At 32.8% G+C, this 18,850-nt stretch carries 20 protein-coding genes; 5 read left to right on the forward strand and 15 right to left on the reverse strand.

The window, feature by feature from the left end; all coding sequences use genetic code 11:
• Positions 1-39 precede the first annotated feature (39 nt).
• The gene (locus tag MTP08_RS08475; RefSeq protein WP_243575613.1) at positions 40-1,635 is read right to left on the reverse strand and encodes a DUF4139 domain-containing protein; all 1,596 of its coding nucleotides are present in this window, start codon (positions 1,633-1,635) and stop codon (positions 40-42) included.
• A 287-nt stretch (positions 1,636-1,922) separates the two neighbouring features.
• On the opposite strand from MTP08_RS08475, the gene MTP08_RS08480 reads away from it, so the two are divergent.
• The 4 genes from MTP08_RS08480 (at position 1,923) to MTP08_RS08495 (ending at position 6,775) form a co-directional block, all read left to right on the forward strand.
• Entirely contained in the window at positions 1,923-2,795 is an 873-nt protein-coding gene (locus tag MTP08_RS08480; RefSeq protein WP_243575614.1) for a ChaN family lipoprotein, read from the forward strand.
• A gap of 68 nt (positions 2,796-2,863) precedes the next feature.
• On the forward strand, positions 2,864-3,493 hold the full coding sequence (locus MTP08_RS08485) for a peptide deformylase (protein ID WP_243575615.1): 630 nt from the start codon (positions 2,864-2,866) through the stop codon (positions 3,491-3,493).
• A 235-nt stretch (positions 3,494-3,728) separates the two neighbouring features.
• Positions 3,729-6,128 (forward strand): phenylalanine--tRNA ligase subunit beta, encoded by a 2,400-nt coding sequence (gene pheT, locus MTP08_RS08490; RefSeq protein ID WP_243575616.1) that lies wholly within the window; start codon positions 3,729-3,731, stop codon positions 6,126-6,128.
• Between the two features lie 83 nt (positions 6,129-6,211).
• Positions 6,212-6,775 carry an RNA polymerase sigma factor gene (locus MTP08_RS08495; protein WP_243575617.1) on the forward strand — a complete coding sequence of 188 codons (564 nt, stop codon included), beginning with the start codon at positions 6,212-6,214 and terminating at the stop codon, positions 6,773-6,775.
• A 6-nt stretch (positions 6,776-6,781) separates the two neighbouring features.
• Here MTP08_RS08495 and MTP08_RS08500 read toward each other — a convergent pair whose 3' ends face one another.
• Entirely contained in the window at positions 6,782-7,189 is a 408-nt protein-coding gene (locus MTP08_RS08500) for an RrF2 family transcriptional regulator (RefSeq protein WP_243575618.1), read from the reverse strand.
• A gap of 90 nt (positions 7,190-7,279) precedes the next feature.
• Here MTP08_RS08500 and MTP08_RS08505 point away from each other — a divergent pair, with 90 nt between their 5' ends.
• Positions 7,280-7,708, forward strand: coding sequence for a DUF4268 domain-containing protein (locus MTP08_RS08505; RefSeq protein ID WP_243575619.1), 429 nt, complete (start codon positions 7,280-7,282; stop codon positions 7,706-7,708).
• Positions 7,709-7,805: 97 nt separating this feature from the next.
• Here the strand turns inward: MTP08_RS08505 and MTP08_RS08510 are convergent, their stop codons facing one another.
• The 13 genes from MTP08_RS08510 to MTP08_RS08570 all read right to left on the reverse strand — a co-directional run bounded on the left by MTP08_RS08510 (position 7,806) and on the right by MTP08_RS08570 (position 18,818).
• Positions 7,806-8,483 (reverse strand): YceI family protein, encoded by a 678-nt coding sequence (locus tag MTP08_RS08510; protein ID WP_243575620.1) that lies wholly within the window; start codon positions 8,481-8,483, stop codon positions 7,806-7,808.
• Between the two features lie 296 nt (positions 8,484-8,779).
• The gene (gene gldG / locus MTP08_RS08515) at positions 8,780-10,447 is read right to left on the reverse strand and encodes a gliding motility-associated ABC transporter substrate-binding protein GldG (RefSeq protein WP_243575621.1); all 1,668 of its coding nucleotides are present in this window, start codon (positions 10,445-10,447) and stop codon (positions 8,780-8,782) included.
• A gap of 4 nt (positions 10,448-10,451) precedes the next feature.
• The gene (locus MTP08_RS08520) at positions 10,452-11,180 is read right to left on the reverse strand and encodes an ABC transporter permease subunit (RefSeq protein WP_209389665.1); all 729 of its coding nucleotides are present in this window, start codon (positions 11,178-11,180) and stop codon (positions 10,452-10,454) included.
• A gap of 67 nt (positions 11,181-11,247) precedes the next feature.
• On the reverse strand, positions 11,248-11,799 hold the full coding sequence (locus MTP08_RS08525; RefSeq protein ID WP_243575622.1) for a CopD family protein: 552 nt from the start codon (positions 11,797-11,799) through the stop codon (positions 11,248-11,250).
• Between the two features lie 52 nt (positions 11,800-11,851).
• On the reverse strand, positions 11,852-12,292 hold the full coding sequence (locus MTP08_RS08530) for a toxin-antitoxin system YwqK family antitoxin (protein WP_243575623.1): 441 nt from the start codon (positions 12,290-12,292) through the stop codon (positions 11,852-11,854).
• Between the two features lie 127 nt (positions 12,293-12,419).
• Positions 12,420-12,767 (reverse strand): arsenate reductase family protein, encoded by a 348-nt coding sequence (locus MTP08_RS08535; protein WP_243575624.1) that lies wholly within the window; start codon positions 12,765-12,767, stop codon positions 12,420-12,422.
• A 12-nt stretch (positions 12,768-12,779) separates the two neighbouring features.
• The gene (locus MTP08_RS08540; protein WP_209389387.1) at positions 12,780-13,394 is read right to left on the reverse strand and encodes a deoxynucleoside kinase; all 615 of its coding nucleotides are present in this window, start codon (positions 13,392-13,394) and stop codon (positions 12,780-12,782) included.
• A 24-nt stretch (positions 13,395-13,418) separates the two neighbouring features.
• On the reverse strand, positions 13,419-14,342 hold the full coding sequence (locus MTP08_RS08545; protein WP_243575625.1) for a hypothetical protein: 924 nt from the start codon (positions 14,340-14,342) through the stop codon (positions 13,419-13,421).
• Between the two features lie 88 nt (positions 14,343-14,430).
• Positions 14,431-15,456 (reverse strand): glutaminyl-peptide cyclotransferase, encoded by a 1,026-nt coding sequence (locus tag MTP08_RS08550; protein ID WP_243575626.1) that lies wholly within the window; start codon positions 15,454-15,456, stop codon positions 14,431-14,433.
• A gap of 36 nt (positions 15,457-15,492) precedes the next feature.
• Positions 15,493-15,915, reverse strand: a complete 423-nt coding sequence (locus MTP08_RS08555; RefSeq protein ID WP_243575627.1) for a VOC family protein — start codon at positions 15,913-15,915, stop codon at positions 15,493-15,495.
• On the reverse strand, positions 15,884-17,494 hold the full coding sequence (locus MTP08_RS08560) for a Na+/H+ antiporter (RefSeq protein ID WP_243575628.1): 1,611 nt from the start codon (positions 17,492-17,494) through the stop codon (positions 15,884-15,886). Before MTP08_RS08560 ends, MTP08_RS08555 begins: the two co-directional genes overlap by 32 nt.
• 86 nt (positions 17,495-17,580) lie before the next feature.
• Positions 17,581-18,255, reverse strand: a complete 675-nt coding sequence (locus MTP08_RS08565) for a DUF2490 domain-containing protein (protein ID WP_243575629.1) — start codon at positions 18,253-18,255, stop codon at positions 17,581-17,583.
• A gap of 119 nt (positions 18,256-18,374) precedes the next feature.
• On the reverse strand, positions 18,375-18,818 hold the full coding sequence (locus MTP08_RS08570; RefSeq protein WP_243575630.1) for a VOC family protein: 444 nt from the start codon (positions 18,816-18,818) through the stop codon (positions 18,375-18,377).
• Positions 18,819-18,850 lie beyond the last annotated feature (32 nt).

Here is an 18,850-nt window from a genome sequence, read left to right on the forward strand (position 1 = left end):
TTTTTGATGAATTTTCAATTGAAACCAATATCTGCACTCCTATCGACTGTAATATTGAATCTGCATTTCTTTCGGATATTTTATCTCATAAGAAAAACTGATTTTTTCGGTAGTTCCGCTGTTTATTTTTCTATTCCAAAGAATGCTTCCTGTTTTATCATCATACAACCCATCTCCGAGATTTAAAGTTTTAACGGTAATTTTCTGATTTTCACTTAGCGGAATTTGGTCTAAAATTTCGAGTTCAATATTTTCTTTAGTATTGTTTCTTACAGATATTTCGTAAGCTTCGGTTTCAAACTTATTGGAGCTGAAAGATTTTTGAGCAGTCTTGTCCTCCAATTTATTTCGTTTTAGCACAATTCTTTCATCAACACCGAGAGAAATAGGAAATTCATCCTTTACATAATTACTTGTAATGTTGGTTTTCCCGATATAATTGTCTTCAAAATAAATATTTGCTTCACCGGAAATAAGGTTTAAATTCTGCCAGTTTTTCACAAATGCCATTAAGAATACCTGATTGTTTATCTTCGGAACTGTGTGATATTTATATGTAGATTCCACATTTTTTTTATCTAAAATGACATATTGTTCTTTTTCCTGACTCAGAATGGTTTGGCTGTAATTCAATTCATACAAAATATTCATCTGACTGTCTGAAACGGTTGCCACAGGAATCTCACTAGGTGTTGCAACTTCAGCTCTCATCTGATAAGAATTGGATATATCGGCTGCCATTTTCTTAGTATATCCCAACTTTACGTCTTCATTATTATATGCTCTATATTCTGCAACATACAATGGAGATAAAATAGGCCGGTTTTGGTTGTAAGAAAGTCTGTAAGTAGAAACAAAAAGCTTAATATTACTCCAATCCTGACCGGTTTTTTGGTAAATTTTACCTTTATAGACAATTTCTAACGGTTTTTTAGTAGATAAAGCTCGCAAATCATACGATGGAACCCAACCTGCATTAGAAACAATATAACTTAGTCCGAGATTCAGATTCATTTCATTTTCTGCAAGAATCTCAAGAATCAATTCTTTTCTGTTGGTATTTTTATGAGTCTGTTCTTCAGAAAACTGATTGTTGATTTTGGTAATACTTTCATCCAAAACAGATTTTTTTTCGTTAAGTTCAAAAACCAGATTATCTATTTCCAGCATTCTTTTTCTGTAAAATTCAGTCAGTTTTATAAGCTGTTCCTGAGGCGTAGATTTATCATTGGTAGAAACTTTAAGATTATCTTGAATGATGTTTTGTTCACCAGTAAGATTTTTAATCTGAATAGCAAGCAAATTTACCTGTCTTTGCAATTTTTTTCTTTCATCGTCGAGTTTTTTTTCGCTCTCTGTAAGTTCATCGTTTTTAAGATAGTTGCTTTGCGGTGTAATGGATAGAAGTGTTGTATTTTTTTCCAGATTTATTTTGTAGGTATTTTCGTCCAGATCATTAGGAAGATTAAAAATAGTAACAGTATTTCTACCTTTTTTAAGATTTACATTGGTGGTTCCAAAAACTTTGGCACCTTGCAGAAATACAGTTGCCTGTTTTACCTCAATTTCTTTTTTAATTTCCTGAGATTTCAAAAATAAAACCGCAAAAACGAGTATGAGAGAATAGATTTTCATTGTTTATTATTTAAAGTTCTAGAGTAAAATTACCCTGAAATAACAATGAATCTCTTCAGACTTGGTAAACTGCCATTTTCACTTGGTGAAATTTAAACTAACCTGAATTCTTATAACTGTTTTAAAAATATTCTCAAAAAATGAATACAATTTTTCTTAAAATGTTTTTACAAGATGATTTTTATCTATTTCAATTCTCAAAAAAAATTGAAACTAGTTGAGAAAAAATGCTCTTAAATGAAAAAAACTTCACGACCTTTACATGCTGTAACCATTTTATAATTTTTATGAAAAATATTCTTGTTGCGATTTTCGTTGTAGGGTTTTCCGTCTTAAATGCACAAAACTTTAAGCCATATCAGTTTTACAATAAAAAAGGAAAAGCAGTGAAAGCAGAGAAAATGATTAAAAATCTGGCAGATCACGATGTCGTTTTCTTTGGTGAGTTTCATAATAATTCAATCGTACATTGGCTTCAGCTGAAAGTTACCCAAGCTATGTACGAAAAAAAGAACAAAGAAATTACGCTGGGTGCTGAAATGTTCGAAAGGGATAATCAACCACAGATTAACCAATATTTAGCCGGAAAAATTGATGCGAAAAACCTGAAAGATTCTGTTCGTTTATGGAATAATTACAACACCGATTACCAACCTCTTTTGAATTTTGCCAAAGATAAAAACCTGAATTTCATTGCCACCAATGTACCCAGAAAATATGCTTCCCAAACAGCCAAAGAAGGTTTAGAATCTCTCAATAAACTGTCCCAAAAAGAAAAATCTTATATCGCAGAATTGCCCATAGAAGTAAGTTTAGAAACTCCGGGGTATCCCGAAATGAAAAAAATGATGGGAGACCATGCAGAAGGAACCAAAGTAATGAATTTTATTTCTGCACAAGCTATAAAAGATGCTACAATGGCAGAATCTATCATGCGAAATTTACAGCCGGGTAAAACTTTCATTCACTTTAACGGTAATTTTCACACTAAGGAATTTGGCGGTATTTACTGGTATTTAAAAAAGAAAAATCCCAACCTTAAAATAGCGGTTATCTCAGTTTTCGAAACGGAAAACCCAGAATTAAAGATACCTGAAAAAGATTACTTCCCAACAGATTATAATTTAGTTATCCCAAGTGATATGACAAAGACTTACTAAAAATTCTATAAATTTTAATTTTTAAAAAATATTCTACTTACAAATCTGAATTTGCTCCATAATTTAAAATGAAAAAAAGCCTATTATTTTTTATTGCATTCACTACTTTTTTCCAGGCACAGAAACTATCGAGAGATGAAATTAAGCTCATTAATGAAGGCGATCTTCATTTGGCGTTACCCATTTATCAGTCTACAGACGAACTTCAGCATCGAACTTTGCTTGCAGTTTCCCAAGAAATAGATCCTTTGGATAAAAATACTGCGGTTCTCGTAGACAGAATGAAACTTGCACTACTTTCTACCGATGGCGGTGTAGGAATTGCCGCTCCACAAGTCGGAATTAACAGAAAAGTAATTTGGGTACAGCGTTTTGATAAACCTAACGAACCTTTAGAATATTTTATCAACCCAATTATCACCTGGAAATCTGAATTGCAGAATCTCGGGCCGGAAGGAGATTTATCGATTCCTGAGTTTAGAGATTTATTTTATAGAAGTAAAGTCATTCAGCTTGAATATGTAGATCTACAAGGTAAAAAACATACAGAAATTGTTGAAGGCTTTACAGCAGTCATTTTTCAGCACGAAATCGACCATCTTTTCGGAATTTTAATTTCAGACAAAAAAAAGAAACAAGAAAATGATGAATATCTTAAAGTGGATGCCTTTAAAAAGAGTGATTCTCTCGGAAGATAATTCTGCATGGTGTTTAAGATTCATGCGTTCATTCATATTAAATTATATATAACAAAAAGTTCTAAAGTTTCATGTTTTGAAAGGCAAAATTGTAGTGCAAAATGATTATTTAATCTTCCGTAATTTCGCTATTTCTTAAAAAAACACGACATTTGTACACTCAAAATTCATGGTTGTGAAGCATTACAAAAATGATGAATTCACCATCTGAAATTTAAATTTTAAAATTCTACCAATGAAAATATCAGGTAACTGGCTGAAAGACTACATTAAAACAGATTTAAAAACCGAAAAAATAGGAGAATTTCTTACCGATATCGGTCTTGAAGTAGAAGGAATTGATAAGTTTGAAAGCATAAAAGGAAGTCTTGAAGGCATCGTTGTAGGAAAAGTTTTGACGTGTGAGAAACATCCGAATGCAGATAAATTAAATAAAACAACAGTAGACGTAGGAAACGGAAAAATCCTGAACATTGTTTGTGGTGCACCAAATGTTGCAGAAGGACAAACAGTTCCGGTAGCTGTAGTAGGAACTAAAATTTATGCGAAAGACGGTAGCTTTTTCGAAATTAAAGAAGCAAAAATAAGAGGTGAAGTTTCTCAGGGAATGATCTGTGCTGAAGACGAATTAGGTTTAAGCAACGACCACGGCGGAATTATGGTTTTGGACGAAAGCAAATATGAAGTCGGAAAAAACTTTGCCGATTATTTTGAACTCTCCAATGATGAAGTTTTCGAAATTGGTTTAACGCCGAACAGAACAGATGCCATGTCTCATTATGGTGTAGCAAGAGATTTGCATGCATATCTATCTACCAATCAGCAGAAATCTGAGTTTGAAAAACTTTCAAGTGTTTCTTTAAACAACGAAGGGTCTCACAATTTCAGTCTCGAAGTAGAAAATACAGAACTTACCCCAAGATATATCGGTGCTGTAATTAATGATGTAAAAGTTACAGATTCACCCGACTGGCTGAAAAACAGACTGAAAGCTATTGGATTGAGTCCTATTAATAATATTGTAGACATTACCAATTATATTCTTCATGGTTTGGGACAGCCGCTTCATGCTTTTGATGCAGATAAAATTGCCGATCAGAAAATAAAAGTTGGAACCGTTGCAGAAGGAACAAAATTCACCACATTAGACGGTGTTGAAAGAACGTTGAACGGTTCTGAAATCATCATCAAAGACGGCAAAGATACTCCATTATGTATTGCCGGAGTTTTCGGTGGACTAAATTCAGGAGTTTCTAATGAAACAAAAACTATTTTCTTAGAAAGTGTCTATTTTAATCCGGTAGCCATAAGAAAGGCAGCAAAAGCTCATGGTCTAAATACAGATGCATCTTTCAGATTCGAAAGAGGTGTAGATCCTAATATCACAAGAACTGCCATTACACACGCTATCAAAATGATTGAAGATTTGGCAGAAGGAAAACTTACAGGAGAACTGCTTGAAGAATATCCTAAAAAAATTGAAGATCATTATATCATTCTTAGATTCTCAAAAATAGAGCAGATATTAGGAACAAAAATTCACAGAGAAAAAGTGAAAGAAATTCTAAAAGCTCTTGAAATTCAGGTTCTAAATGAAATTCAGAATGGCTTTGAGATTTCGGTTCCTGCATACAGAGCAGATGTTACCCGAGAAATTGATGTGATTGAAGAAATTCTTAGAATTTACGGTTATAATAAGATAGACGCTCCTCAGAAAATATCGTTCACTCCTGTAAAATTGAGTAAAAACGATCAGGATGAATTAGAAAATTCTTGGGCAAGAACTTTACAGAGTTTAGGTTTTAATGAAGTTATGAACAACTCTCTTACTTCTGTAAAAGACGAAACAGATGCGGTAAAACTTCTTAATCCTTTAAGCGGAGATTTGGCATTTATGAGAAAATCTTTACTCGAAGGGCTTTTACAGAATGCTGCCTATAACATCAACAGAAAGAGCCAAGATATTAAGTTTTTTGAATTCGGAAAAATCTATCATAAAAAAGAAAAATACGAAGAAAGAAAACAACTGGCTGTTTTAGTTTCTGGAAGAAATGTTGCCGAAAACTGGTTGCAGCCTAAATCTGCTACCAATTTTTATCATCTTAAATCTTTTGTAAAAGTACTTCTAGAAAGACTTTCTATAGATTATAAAGAAGTTGCGTTATCTGATGATAGATTTTCGGATGCTATTGCTTACGAATGCAACGGTAAAACTTTGGTAAGAATAGGAAAAGTTTCTGCCCAACTTCTGAAAGATGCAGATATTAATCAGGAGTGTTTCTATGCAGAAATAGAACTGGAATTCGCTCAGCAACTGCGTTCAGACAATCAGCTTATATTTAGAGATATTCCAAAATTCAATAAAATAAGAAGAGATTTGGCATTGTTGATTGATAAGAATATTACTTACGAAGAATTATTTCAGTCTGCAAAGAAAAACAAATCGCCTTTCATTAAAAACATCAACCTTTTCGATGTATACGAAGGCAAAAATTTACCTGAAGGTAAAAAATCTTACGCAATGAGTTTTGAACTTTTAAATGAAGAAAAAACTTTAGAAGATAAAGAAATTACCCATGTAATGGACTCTTTAATTAAAACTTTCCAGAAAGAATTCAGTGCAGAATTAAGATAAAACAATATATTTTTCATATAAAAACGGGCTTTTGTCCGTTTTTTTCATTTTAAAAGCATAATTTTAAGTTTTTAGGTTTACATATGAAAAACGAACAGCTATTTCCACTTATCCAAAAGGCAATAGAAAAAGATCAAAAGGCACAAACGCAGCTCATTAATATTTTTTGGGTAGATGTTTTTTCTTTTGTGATGAAGAAAGTACAGGACGAAAATGATGCAGACGAAATTACTGTAAATGTATTTTCTAAAGTCTTGTCTAAACTGGATATGTTTGATGCTCATTTTCAATTCAAAACCTGGATATTAACGATTGCCCAAAACACTATTATTGATTTCTGGAGAAGAAAATCCAGAGAAAACCAAAATACAACGGAAAATCTGGAAGAAGTAAAAAATCAGTTTGCCAAATCCCCTGAAGAACTGATGATATCGGAAGAGGAACAGAAAAAAATCATTAAAACTATAGAATCTTTAGACTCAAATTATCGGGATATTATCCGTTTGAGATTTTTTGAAGAAAAAAGTATTAAAGAAATCGCCGAAGAATTGGGAATTTCTGTAGCCAATACCAAAGTCCGTGTAATGAGAGCCAAAAAAGTACTCGCAGAACTACTGAAAAATAACGGTTTGGGAGATCACAGCTGAAAGAGATTACCCAACCAAATCCAAAAGTGTTTTTTCTTCCAAGATTTTAAGCGAAGCATCCCTTACTTCAATTAAAACATCGTGCAAACCGCAATGATCTTCTGTGCAGTTTTCACATTTTTCGTAAAAATTAAGACTTACACAAGGCAGTAAGGCGATAGGACCATTCACCAGTCTTATAATTTTAGCCAAATTAACTTCTCCCGGATTTTCTCTGAAGAAATATCCCCCGCCTTTCCCTTTTTTACTGTCTAAAATTTCTGCTTTTTTAAGCTGAAGAAGTATATTCTCTAAAAATTTTAGCGGAATTTTTTTGTTTTCCGCAATTTCAGAAATAAGAACAGGACCTTCATTTCTCTTTTCTACAAGATACGAAAGTGCTTTAAAGGCATATTGAGATTTTTTTGAAAGCATTACAGCAAAAATAATAAAAAGTTAGGATATTTTACAGTTTCAGAACTTTAACTGCAATAGGTCTTCTTTATAAAATATTATCTTTGTATTATGTTCAGTAAGCAGGAAGCCCAACAGTTAAAAAAAGAATTTTGGATCGCATTTGGAAAATCGTTTCCAAGAAAATGGATTTTATATGACACGAAGATTAAAGATTTCTCGTTCAAATTTTATGCAGATAAAAAGAAAGCAGAAGTTTCTATAGACATAGAAATGAAAGATGAAATTTTCCGAAATGCTTATTATGAGAAAATCTGGTCTTTAGAGGATATACTTAAAGATTTTGTAGGAGATTTTTTTAAAGACGAATACTATACATTAGAAAACGGAAAAGTAATTAGCCGGATTTGGGTAGAAAAACATGATGTTTCTGTTTTCAATAAAAATACATGGCAGGAAATTTTCGAATTTTTCGTTGAAAAAATGGACGGTTTCGAACGGTTTTATTATGAATATGAAGACTTTATAAAAGATGTATAAATTTCATCAAATAAAAAAAGATTTGAAAATTTAAACCATCATAAAAAAAGACATCTGCAAAAGCAGATGTCTTTTTTCAGTGAAAATATCAACTGAATTATTTTTTACCAGCTTTAACATCAACGTTAATCTCGATATCTTTGCTGATCATCCATTCTGCTGGATCAGTTTCATCTGTTCCGAATTTAATACCCCAATCTGCACGGTTTACAGTAAACATAGCTTTAAGAGAAGCAGAATTTTCTACAATTTCTACTTTTGCAGGGAATGTTACATTCATTGTTTTACCTAATAATGTAAGATTTCCGCTGATTGTTTTGTTTGCTCCTTCTACAGCTTTTGTAGCACCTGCTGCTAAATCTTCAACTTTGGTAATTTTAAAGTCTGCAGTAGGAAATTTTTCAACATCAAAGAAATCTGCATTTTTAAGGTGAGCTTCAAGCTCTGTATATTTTTTGTCTTTTTCGGTTACAGATGCAGGATCTACTTTTAAAGATTTCATATCGATTACAAATTCACCGGAAGCCAGATTATTTTCTGCTACAGTAAGCTCTCCTGTACTTACATTAAGAGTTCCCCAACGTGGTGCAAAACCTCCTTTGTGGAAGGCTTTCCAGTCTACTTTAGATGCCGCAGCGTCTACTGCAAAAACATCACCGCTTTTTTCTGCTACTGTCTGCTCCTGAGATGTTGTTGCATTTTCTGCTTTTTTATCGCCACAAGATGACAAAAGCAAACCTAATCCTGCTAAAGCAATTACTCCAAATTTTTTCATTTTTTAAAATTTTAATTTATTATTGAATATTTTTTGTTCATTTTATTTTGCAAACCTCCGAAAATTTATTCTTGAACTCATTGACTTAGGATAAGATTTTTCATTTACTGAATTTTATGATATATAAATTCCATTTAAGAAAAGAACAGTTCATTCTGTGGGTTTTCGTGTTCAATGATACAAAAAAGTTTTGTTTTGAAAAAAAAACAGACTTCCATTTATAAAATTTTAACAATTTAAAATATGCTTTTTGAACAAAAAAAAGAGAAACCTCACAGTATCTCTTTTTTATTATTTTAACCAAACTTTTTCTTTCTCAACCAGAAGAATAATCCTCCCAAAAGACCAATAATCGCTAATGGCAGAAGCAAATTAAGATATTGCCATTTTGATCGTTCTTCGCTTATTCTGTGTCGGTCTAGAAGTCGTTCCTCAATATTTCGGTTTCTGAGATCCATAATATTGCTGTCATCCAAAAGATAATCTAATGAATTTCGAAGAAACTGTTCATTACCAAACTGCTCGTCGGTTAACATATCTACACCCAAAGGCAAAGGTTGCCCTTTAATCACTTTATTTCTACCGACATCTCCATCTGCAATAACAATCATTTTATTTTCCGGACTTGTAGCTTTGAATCCCGGATAAGATTTTCTTTCGATTCTTGATGCATAAGCAGAACTGAATTTCCCTTCCAAAGCAACCGCAAAAATCTTCGGAGTACTTGGCTTTTCCATTTGCCCAAGGCTGTCTACACTTGCAATTTCTTTCAGCTCAACATAGTTGGGAACCTGCTTTAATAAAGTTCTTTCACTGGATTCAAACAAAACATGGGTTTTAAACTTTCTTCCACCCAAAGTATCTATTGATGTTGGAAATTCCAGTTTTACAGGATTAATATTTTTCGTAATCGGATGGTCATGTTCTGCAATTCCCAAAGGAAAATACGGCCACGGAAGATTTGTATATTGTGCATTTCCTCCTACTTCACCGGTAACCAGTTTTAAAAGTGCATATTTTTTCACATCTTTTACCAGAGCCGGATTGATTCTTAAACCATAATTAAAGAAAAAATCGGTCATATTGATATCCACAGGGAAAGGCATTACTTTTTTGGATCTTGTTAAAGTATCCATTTCAGCATTTACTGCATCGATCATCCAAAGCGTTTTTCCACCGTTCATAATAAACTGATCCAAAATAACTTTTTCACCGTCTGTAAAAGCTTTTCTAGGCTTGGCAATTACTAAGGCATCCATTTTTTTCAAAAGAGGAAGATCTGCCAAAGTTAATTCTACATTATTTTTTGGAACAACAGGACCTGCATCGTAATTTTCTAAGGCAAGATGCATAAATCCTTCGAATTCTCTTGGACCCAACTCATCCTGATTTACGAGAATACCAACTTTTTTTCTTTTATTTTCTGAAACAGATTTTATATTTGAAACCAGATTGTATTCTAAATTTTCTATAGATTTTCTAAGCTGTTCGTCTGCGTTAATATTTGCCTGTTCTACCACCAAAGGTATAGAAACACCTTTTCTATTGTATTTTATGACAGCATACGGAAAAAGACGAATCTGGGTAACTTTACCATCCTGAACATCGGGAAGAATAGAAGGCTGCATTCCCATCGCCATTAAAGTATCCTGAGACATTTTGGTTTTGATGGGATCTATAAACTTATAATCTATTTTAGGATTAATTTTTCTGAATTCTTCCAGCATAAATTTTGTCTCGCTCTGAAGCTGCTTAAAACTTGCCGGAAAATCTCCTTCCAGATAAACCTCAACAGTTAAAGGTTTCTTTACAGATTCTAAAACCTTTACTGTACTTTCTGAAAGTGTATATCTTTTCTCTTTTGTTAAATCTAATCGTATTCCGGAAAACATCATGATTATTGCCAAAGGCAAAATAATGATAAGTAAAATTCCGAATGGAGATTTCAAGTTGATCTTCTTCATGCTCTTACTTCTTTTTGGTAATAAAATGATTAGACAAAGCTAAGCTCAAACCGATGACAAAAACGAAATATGCAACATCTCTGAAATCAATTAAACCGCGTGTAAATGCTAAAAAATGACTGTAAAACCCAAGGTTCTGCAAGATATAATCTGCTCCACCCAAAAGTTTGTAGCTGGCTAACTGCTCAATTCCGAAATACATAATGAAGCACATAAAAACTCCAAGCAAATAAGCCATAATCTGGTTTTGTGAAAGAGAAGATGCTAAAATTCCTACTCCTGCAAATGCTGCAATAAGAATAATGAGCCCAAAATAACTTCCTAAAGTCATACCGCTGTCGATATTTCCTTCCGGAACACCGAGAACAAATACCGTATAATAATAAATTACCGATGGAATAAGACATAAAATTCCGACGATCCATACCGAGAAAAACTTCCCAAAAACCAAATCGGAAATTTTGATAGGTTGAGAAAAAAGCCAGTTTAATGTTCCCGTCTGTTGTTCTTCCGCAAAAGTTTTCATAGATAATGCAGGGATGATGAACATCAAAAGCCACGGAACCAAAACGAAGTAACTCTGCAACGAAGCCAGACCAATATCGAAAATATTAGAATCATTTTCGAAAAAAAACAAAAACAGTGTAGTAATCAGACTGAAAGCTGCAATGATTACCCATGCGCTCCAGTTACCGAAATAACTCCAAAGTTCTTTTTTTAAAATTGCAATCATGTAATATTCAAAAGTTTTAGAAGGTAAATAGATGGTTACAGCTCCTCATTTACCGTAATATCTGTTATTAATTTTTATTTTTTCCTTTATTCACCAATTTTACAGTCATCATAATAAGAAATACCAAAACGAAAAATCCTGTAATTAATTGCCACCAATATTCAATTACCTGAGATTTTAATATTACCGTAAAAACCACTAAGAACAAAATAAAAGTAGCAACTTCATTTGCCTGTCTTAGTTTTAAGTTGGGTGTCTGTAGAGTATTTCCGTTCAAAGCAACTATTTGTTTTACTTTTTTCCAGCACCAGTAATGGTAAATGGCAAGTCCGATCAAAAAAGTGAGCTTAAGATGAAACCAAGGCATTTTCATCAGACCAAAATTCAGAAAAATCATTGTAAGACCGCAAACCGTCATGATTATCCCTGCAGGAACGGTGATAATATTCCAAAGTCTCCGAGCCATAAAAGCATACTGTTCTCTAAGGATTTTCTTTTTTTCGTCCTGAAATGCATCTGTATCTTTATAGTAAACAAAAATTCTTACGAGGTAAAAAATCCCCGCAAAATAACTTACCATAAAAACAATATGCAATGCTTTGATGATGATATACAACATCCTCTAAATTTGTGTGCAAATATAACGATTTTGCAGATGATGAGTTTAAAAATTATTTTGTAAAAGAAAGACTATCAACTTTTTTCCCTTTATCGTATTTCTTAATGTATTTCAGATTTCCTTGCTCATCATAATACTTCCAGTCTCCGAAATAATACCAGTGGCGTTCATTTGTGGAAATATCTACTTTAGAGATTCCTTTTTCCATTATTTTTCCGTTTGGATGATGCACTTTTGTTTTGGTAACATTATTTCGAGTTACATCTTTTTGGTATAGTTTGTTTTGATAAATTGTTTTCCAAACTCCAATTTTTTCACCATTTCTATATCTTCCGGACGCTGTCATTTCTCCCTCTATTGCAGGATAATGCTCAACCCATTTCCCGTGTCTTTGCTGGGCTTTTCCCGGAATTTTGATGTACTGATTTATTTTTTGATTGCAAGAAAACAAACAGATCAGCATAAATGCAGATAAAATTTTATGAATTTTCATCAGTTAATATTTTTAGTAAAAATAGAAAAATAATATTATTCTACAAATGTAGAACATTAGAATTATAAAAAAACAACTCCTTTTTTAAAGAGCTGTTTTTAAATATTTTGAATTGAATTATCTATAATTAACCTTCAATAAAGAACTTTACATTTTCTACCGGTCTGCCAATCATTGCCACAGAACCTTTAATAAGAATAGGTCTTTGGATAAGAGAAGGGTTTTCTGCCAAAATTTCTAACCATTCGTCTTCAGAAAATTCTTTACCTGCATATTTTTCAAGATAAAGCTTTTCATTTTTACGAACCATATTTTCTACTGGCTGATTGAGTTTTTTGAGAATTGTTTTAAGCTCCAGAACGGTTAAAGGATCTTTCACAATATCAATAATTTCAAACTGAACACCATTTTCATCCAAATATTCTAAAACAGCATTGGATTTGGAGCAGTTACTGTTGTGTAAGACCTTTATCATAATATACTAGATTTAAAATAATCCGTTGAGTTCCGCATCTATTTTCTCGAGAATAAAACCAAAATCTTCAGGTTTTTCTACAAAGTCCAGATCATCTACTTCAATAATCAGAAGTTTGCCTTCGGTATAGTTAGAAATCCATTTCTCGTATTTTTGGTTGAGTTTAGATAAATATTCTATGCTGATAGAAGCTTCATACTCTCTTCCTCTTTTATAGATTTTTTTTACAAGATTAGGAACATCAGACTTAAGGTAAATAAGCAAATCGGGTGCCGAAACAAAAGTTTTCATTAAATCGAAAAGCGAAGCATAATTGCTGAAATCTCTGTCTGAAAGAAGTTTCATATCATTAAGATTTTCTGCAAAAATATGAGCGTCTTCATAAATTGTACGATCCTGAATAATATTTTTTCCGCTCTCGCGAATTTCTTTTACCTGACGGAATCTGCTTCCCAAAAAATAAATCTGTAAAGCAAAACTCCACTTATTCATATCTGCATAAAAATCTTCCAGATAAGGATTATGATCTACGTCTTCGAACTGTGCATCCCAACCGTAATGTTTAGAAAGCATGGTAGTAAGTGTGGTTTTTCCGGCTCCAATGTTACCTGTAACAGCAATGTGCATATTTTTGTATGAAGTTTTTTCTAATTAAATACCCAAAGATTCTACTCTGGAAATTTCATCTATTATTTTTATAATATCTCCTTTTTCAGATTTTTCTTTTTCCAGCCTTTCTATCTCTTTCTGCAATTCTATTTTTTTCTTTTCCAGTTGTTCAAGAGTTTTTTCCGGCTTCAATTTCCGAAGATTTTCAAGAGTGTAAAGATAGAGTTTGTTGCCTTTTACTTCAAAATAAGCCAAAGAGTTTTTATCCACAATCTGCGTTGCAGGATCCTCAAATAATTTCGAAAGTTCTTTATCCTGAACATAGGTAAAAACAGCGGTATTGGTAATCACCATAATATTTTCGTTTTCTCTGCGAAATCTTTTTGCGTTAACAACAGGCGCTTCAAATAGTTTTTCGAACTTTAAACTGAAAACACGAAATGTATCCTTAGATAAAATATAAACCTTACTTTCATAAACAAGTAAATCTATGAGATCATCTACATTTACACTATAAGGAAAAGAATTGATGGTGGTATCGTTTCTGAAATTATACTGCAGCATTCTCTTTGTACTTTCATCGAGTACCCAAACCTGCTGAAGATCTTCTGCATAGGCATGTTTCACAAAACCGAATTTCTGTTTAAAATCTAATTTCTGAATTTCGTTAAGATTCTGGTCTACAAATTTCATTTCCTGAGCATTTTCAGAAAAAAGTGCAACGCTGAGAGGATTCTGCACTCCCTGAACTTTGAAAGGAACGGTAAACATCATTTTACCCAACTGTTTCCCGAGAGAATCGTATTTGGTAAAACTAAAATCTTTGTTTTTGTACAAATAGATGCTTCCGTAATCATCGGCAAACATATCTCTAACTTCGCTGAGTTTCAAGCTGTCGAAAGGCAAAACTTTCTGAGCCGAAACGGAACAGAAAAAAAGAATAAGTAAAAATGATAATATTCTCAAATCTTCTTTAATAAGATAGCGTCCCGAAAAGGAACGCTACCAATTTACATTTTTTATTTATTGTAATAAAATTCTGAAGGTTTTTTAACTACTTTAAAGCAACTTCATAAATTTTAGACCAATTTTTACCGGTAACCAGCATATTATCTCCTTTAAAGGCAATACCGTTCAGTACATGTTCAGAATCTACATCTGTGAAAGGATCTGCCAATTTAGAAAAATCGAACTTACCTACAACTTCTCCGTTTGCAGGATTTATTTTCAGAATAATTGGTTTATGCCACACATTAGCGTAAATAAATCCTTTGTAATATTCTAACTCGTTTAGCTGATCGTAAACACTTGTATTTCCCGCTACCGAAATGTATCTTACCAATTTAGATGGATTATTAACATCCAGAAAATAAAGATTTTTGGAACCATCTGAAGCAATAAGGTTTTTGCCGTCATAAGTAAGTCCCCATCCTTCTCCTAAAACACTTGGATAATCGAATTCTGACAATAATTTCAAAGTTTTCTTATCATAAACAAATCCTTTTTTGTTTTTCCATGTAAGCTGATAAACTTTGTCTCCCGCAATGGTACTTCCTTCAGAGAAAACATCTTCAGGCTGTTTGGTGCTTAAAACCGGAGTTGTATTTCCCAACTGATAAGTAAGAATTTGTGAAGAACCATTTTGCCCGTCGCTTTCATAGATGGTATTTCCGTCTAACTGAAAACCCTGTACAAAATTTTTAGGATCATGAGGATATTCTGCAACAACTTCATAATTAAGCGTAGTTTCCGGAGATTTGCTGTAAACATTGATGGTTGCATCCTGATACAATGTTTCCCCACCTTTTGTTTTCACATTAAACGTAACCGCATTATCACCTAATGTAAAATACTTGGGATCAATTACAAGATTGTTCGTTTCTTTTTCTCCAAAACTTATGGTAATACTTTCTGCATTATCTATAACTTCTTGCGGCAAAGTAAGTTTATCGCCAAAATGATATCCTTTCTGCTCCATTCCTGTATTATAGTCTGCAAGAGAAGTGAGGATTTTTTCGTCATTTTTACAAGAAACAATCAGTAATAATGCTGCAAAACCTGCTATTAATTTATTTTTCATTGTTTTTATCGAAATTTTTTTCAAAAATAACAAAATTTATTCCTCTCTGCTAATTTCTTGTACAGATTCGCCAAACTGAAGGATATATCCGTTGTTATCGTAAATGGCAAATTCTCTCATTCCCCAATCGAAAACTTCGAGTTCATAACAAATTTTTGCTGTAAACTTCAAAGAATCCCAAAAAGACTGAATATTTTCAATATTAAAATAAAAAGATCCGGAAAAACATATTTCCCTTTTCTTTTCATGAGAATTGGGCAAAGAAATCATGATTTGAATTTCATCTTTCTCCAAAACAGCCCAATTCCAATCTGAATTTTGGTTTTTTAAAGAAAATTTCAAAACATGAGTATAAAACTGAATCGTTTCTTCAAATTTTTCAGTCCACAATACCGGAGTTAAAGAATTTACTTTCATTCTCAGTTCATTAATGGGTAAATCCTGTAATTTTAGCTTCATCAAAATCGAGCTGCATTTCTATACCCCGTAAGACTTGATCATCAAATATTTTTTCGCGTTTCATTCTATGAAGTTCGTTTCTCTGTGCCTGAATTACCTGACGAAGAACATCCTTACTCTCATGAAGAGAGGAAGAGAAATTTTCCGTAGAAGCCATGCATTGCGTTTTATCTGCCATCATCATCATTTCATTTTCAAGTTTACGTTTTTGATGACGAACCAAGCTGTTGGTTTCTATTAACTGAGTATAATCGTTCTCTAATGTATGTAAAGCCGTTTCTTTAAGCTTTCTCCAAAGTATAACTTCTTGTTTTTCCTCCGGAATATCGCTTTGTACATCTTTAATTTTTAAAAGTTTTAAAATAGGTGAAAGCATTAAGCCTTGTCCCACCAAAGTAATAAGAATGATAACAAAAGTGACAAAAAGGATAATATTTCTATGTGGAAAAGCCTCACCATTCGGTAAAAAAGCCGGAATTGAAAGTGCTGCAGCCAAAGAAACTACCCCTCTCATTGCCGCAAAACTAATGATAAAAGGTTCCCGCCAATCTGGTTTTGGAAACTTCAGTCTATAATCTTTCGAACACAGCCAAGGCAGATAAGCCACTGCATAACTGTAAAAAATTCTGGTAAAAACTATTGCTCCTCCGATAACAACACTATAGATAATACCTTCAGAAATCGTATAATCTTTCATTCCCGCTACAACCACCGGTAATTCTAGTCCGATAAGGATAAAAATAATGGTATTCATTAGGAAAATAAGAACATTCCAGACATTTCCTGCCTGAATTCTCGTGGTATGACTCATATAACAGTGAGAATTATATGACATTAACAACCCACCTGCAACAACCGATAAAACACCGGAAAAATGGAAATGTTCTGCACCTACATACATTATATACGGTACAATAAGAGTAATAACTGTATCTATATTAGAATTAGAAGGAATGTATCTTAGAAAAAATCCAAAAACAAAACCGCAAGCAATACCAACTGCTACTCCACCAACTGCCATCATAAAGAAGTCTTTAGCAGCATCAGCAAAGATAAACTGTCCAGAAATAACTGCCGCCAAAGCAAATTTAAAAACAATTAAACTCGAAGCATCGTTAATTAAACTTTCCCCTTCTAACACACTGGTAATTTTTTTTGGAATTTTCATGTGCTTCAGTACAGAAGTTGCCGCTACAGCATCTGGCGGAGAATTTACTCCTCCTAAAAGAAATCCCATCGCCACAGTAAGTCCCGGTATAATTGATGATGACAGATAAGCTACGACGATGGAGGTAAGAAAAACCAATCCAAATGCCATAGAAAAAATCTGCTTTTTCCATTTCCGAAAATCCTGCCAAGAAGTAAACCATGCCGCTTCAAATAAAATGGGAGGAAGAAAAATAAGAAAAACCAAATCTGGCTCTATTTCGATATGTGGCATACCGGGAACTAAACTTATTAAAAGCCCTGCAATAACCAAAAATATAGGATATGCAACTTTAAGCTTTTGCCCGATCATTACCAAAATCATCACCGCCAACAATACTACAATGGATAAAATGACATAATTGTGAATCATTCGTTTTTTATGTATTAAGTTAAAAAAATAATTAAGAATTTATTATAAAGCTCTGCTTATAAAGACCGAATAAAAGTATTTTTACTTTAATTTTTTGTAAAAGGTATATTATTATAAAAACCAATCTGTATTTGCCCGCGGTTTTTATTTTCCTGAATTTGGTTCATATAACCGGCTTCAATACGCATGTTTTTATTAATCACAAAGCCAACTGCTCCATAAACGCGGTTTCTATCGAAAACAGGGCTGTTGAAATGCAGGAAAATCTCATTATATGCCGAAGCATACCATGTTTTAGGCAACATTTCTTTATTGTTAATGGGAATATTAATCCCAAGCAAATAACGGAACCTCATTCTGAAATCATCCTGTAAAAAACGCTCTTCTAAACGATAACGATGCTGAAGAAAAACTCTTCCGAATTTTTGTTTTGTAATATATTGCTGAAATAGTCTATGCTCAATATTTTCGGATTTTTCTCCATTGATGTAGGGTTTACTCAAAACAAAACCATATCCTACCAAGACATTATTATTATTCTCAGTAAGATCGTACCCAATCCCAGTACGTATTAATAATTGTTCTAAATCTGTTCCTGCATCGAAATTTCTGTACTGAATTTCATTATGAAAATTAAATCTATCACTAATTTTATTATTTCCGAAATACATATACCAAGCTCCCAATTCGTTTTTCTGTGCAAAAACTGAAATACTCAAGAAACATAATACAACAACAATTACTCTGCGATAAGCCTTCATATTTAATAATTTAAAATAACTATCATTAATTACAAAATTAATAATAATTATCTATCAATCAAAATATAAATTTCAGACTTTATTTAACTAAAAAAACCGGCAATAACCGGTTTATAATTTTAAGGATGTTGTTGCATTTTTTCAGGATCATCATAATTAACCATCCATTGGATTCCAAATTTGTCTGTAAACATTCCAAAATAAGCTCCCCAAAAAGTGTCTTGCAAAGGCATGGTTACAATTCCTTCATCCGAAAGACCTTCAAAAAGCCTGTTTGCTTCCCCCTTAGATTCTGCATTAATAGAAATCGCATAGTTATTTCCTTCTTTAAAAGGATAATCTCCCATAATATCGCTTCCCATCAACATGGTTTCTTTAGAAATCGGTAAACAAACATGCATAATTCTGTTTTTATCTTCTTCCGGTAATTTTTTACCGTCTGATGCAGGCATTTCGCCGAAAGTTCCCATGTATGGAATTTCTCCGCCAAAAACTGACTGATAAAATTCAAAAGCCTGTCTGCAGTTTCCATTGAAAGTAATATATACATTTACTGTTGCCATAGTTTATTACTGTTTAAATGTTTTTAGATTAA

It is taken from the genome of Chryseobacterium oryzae (genome assembly GCF_022811665.1).
Classification (GTDB): Bacteria; Bacteroidota; Bacteroidia; order Flavobacteriales; family Weeksellaceae; genus Chryseobacterium; species Chryseobacterium oryzae.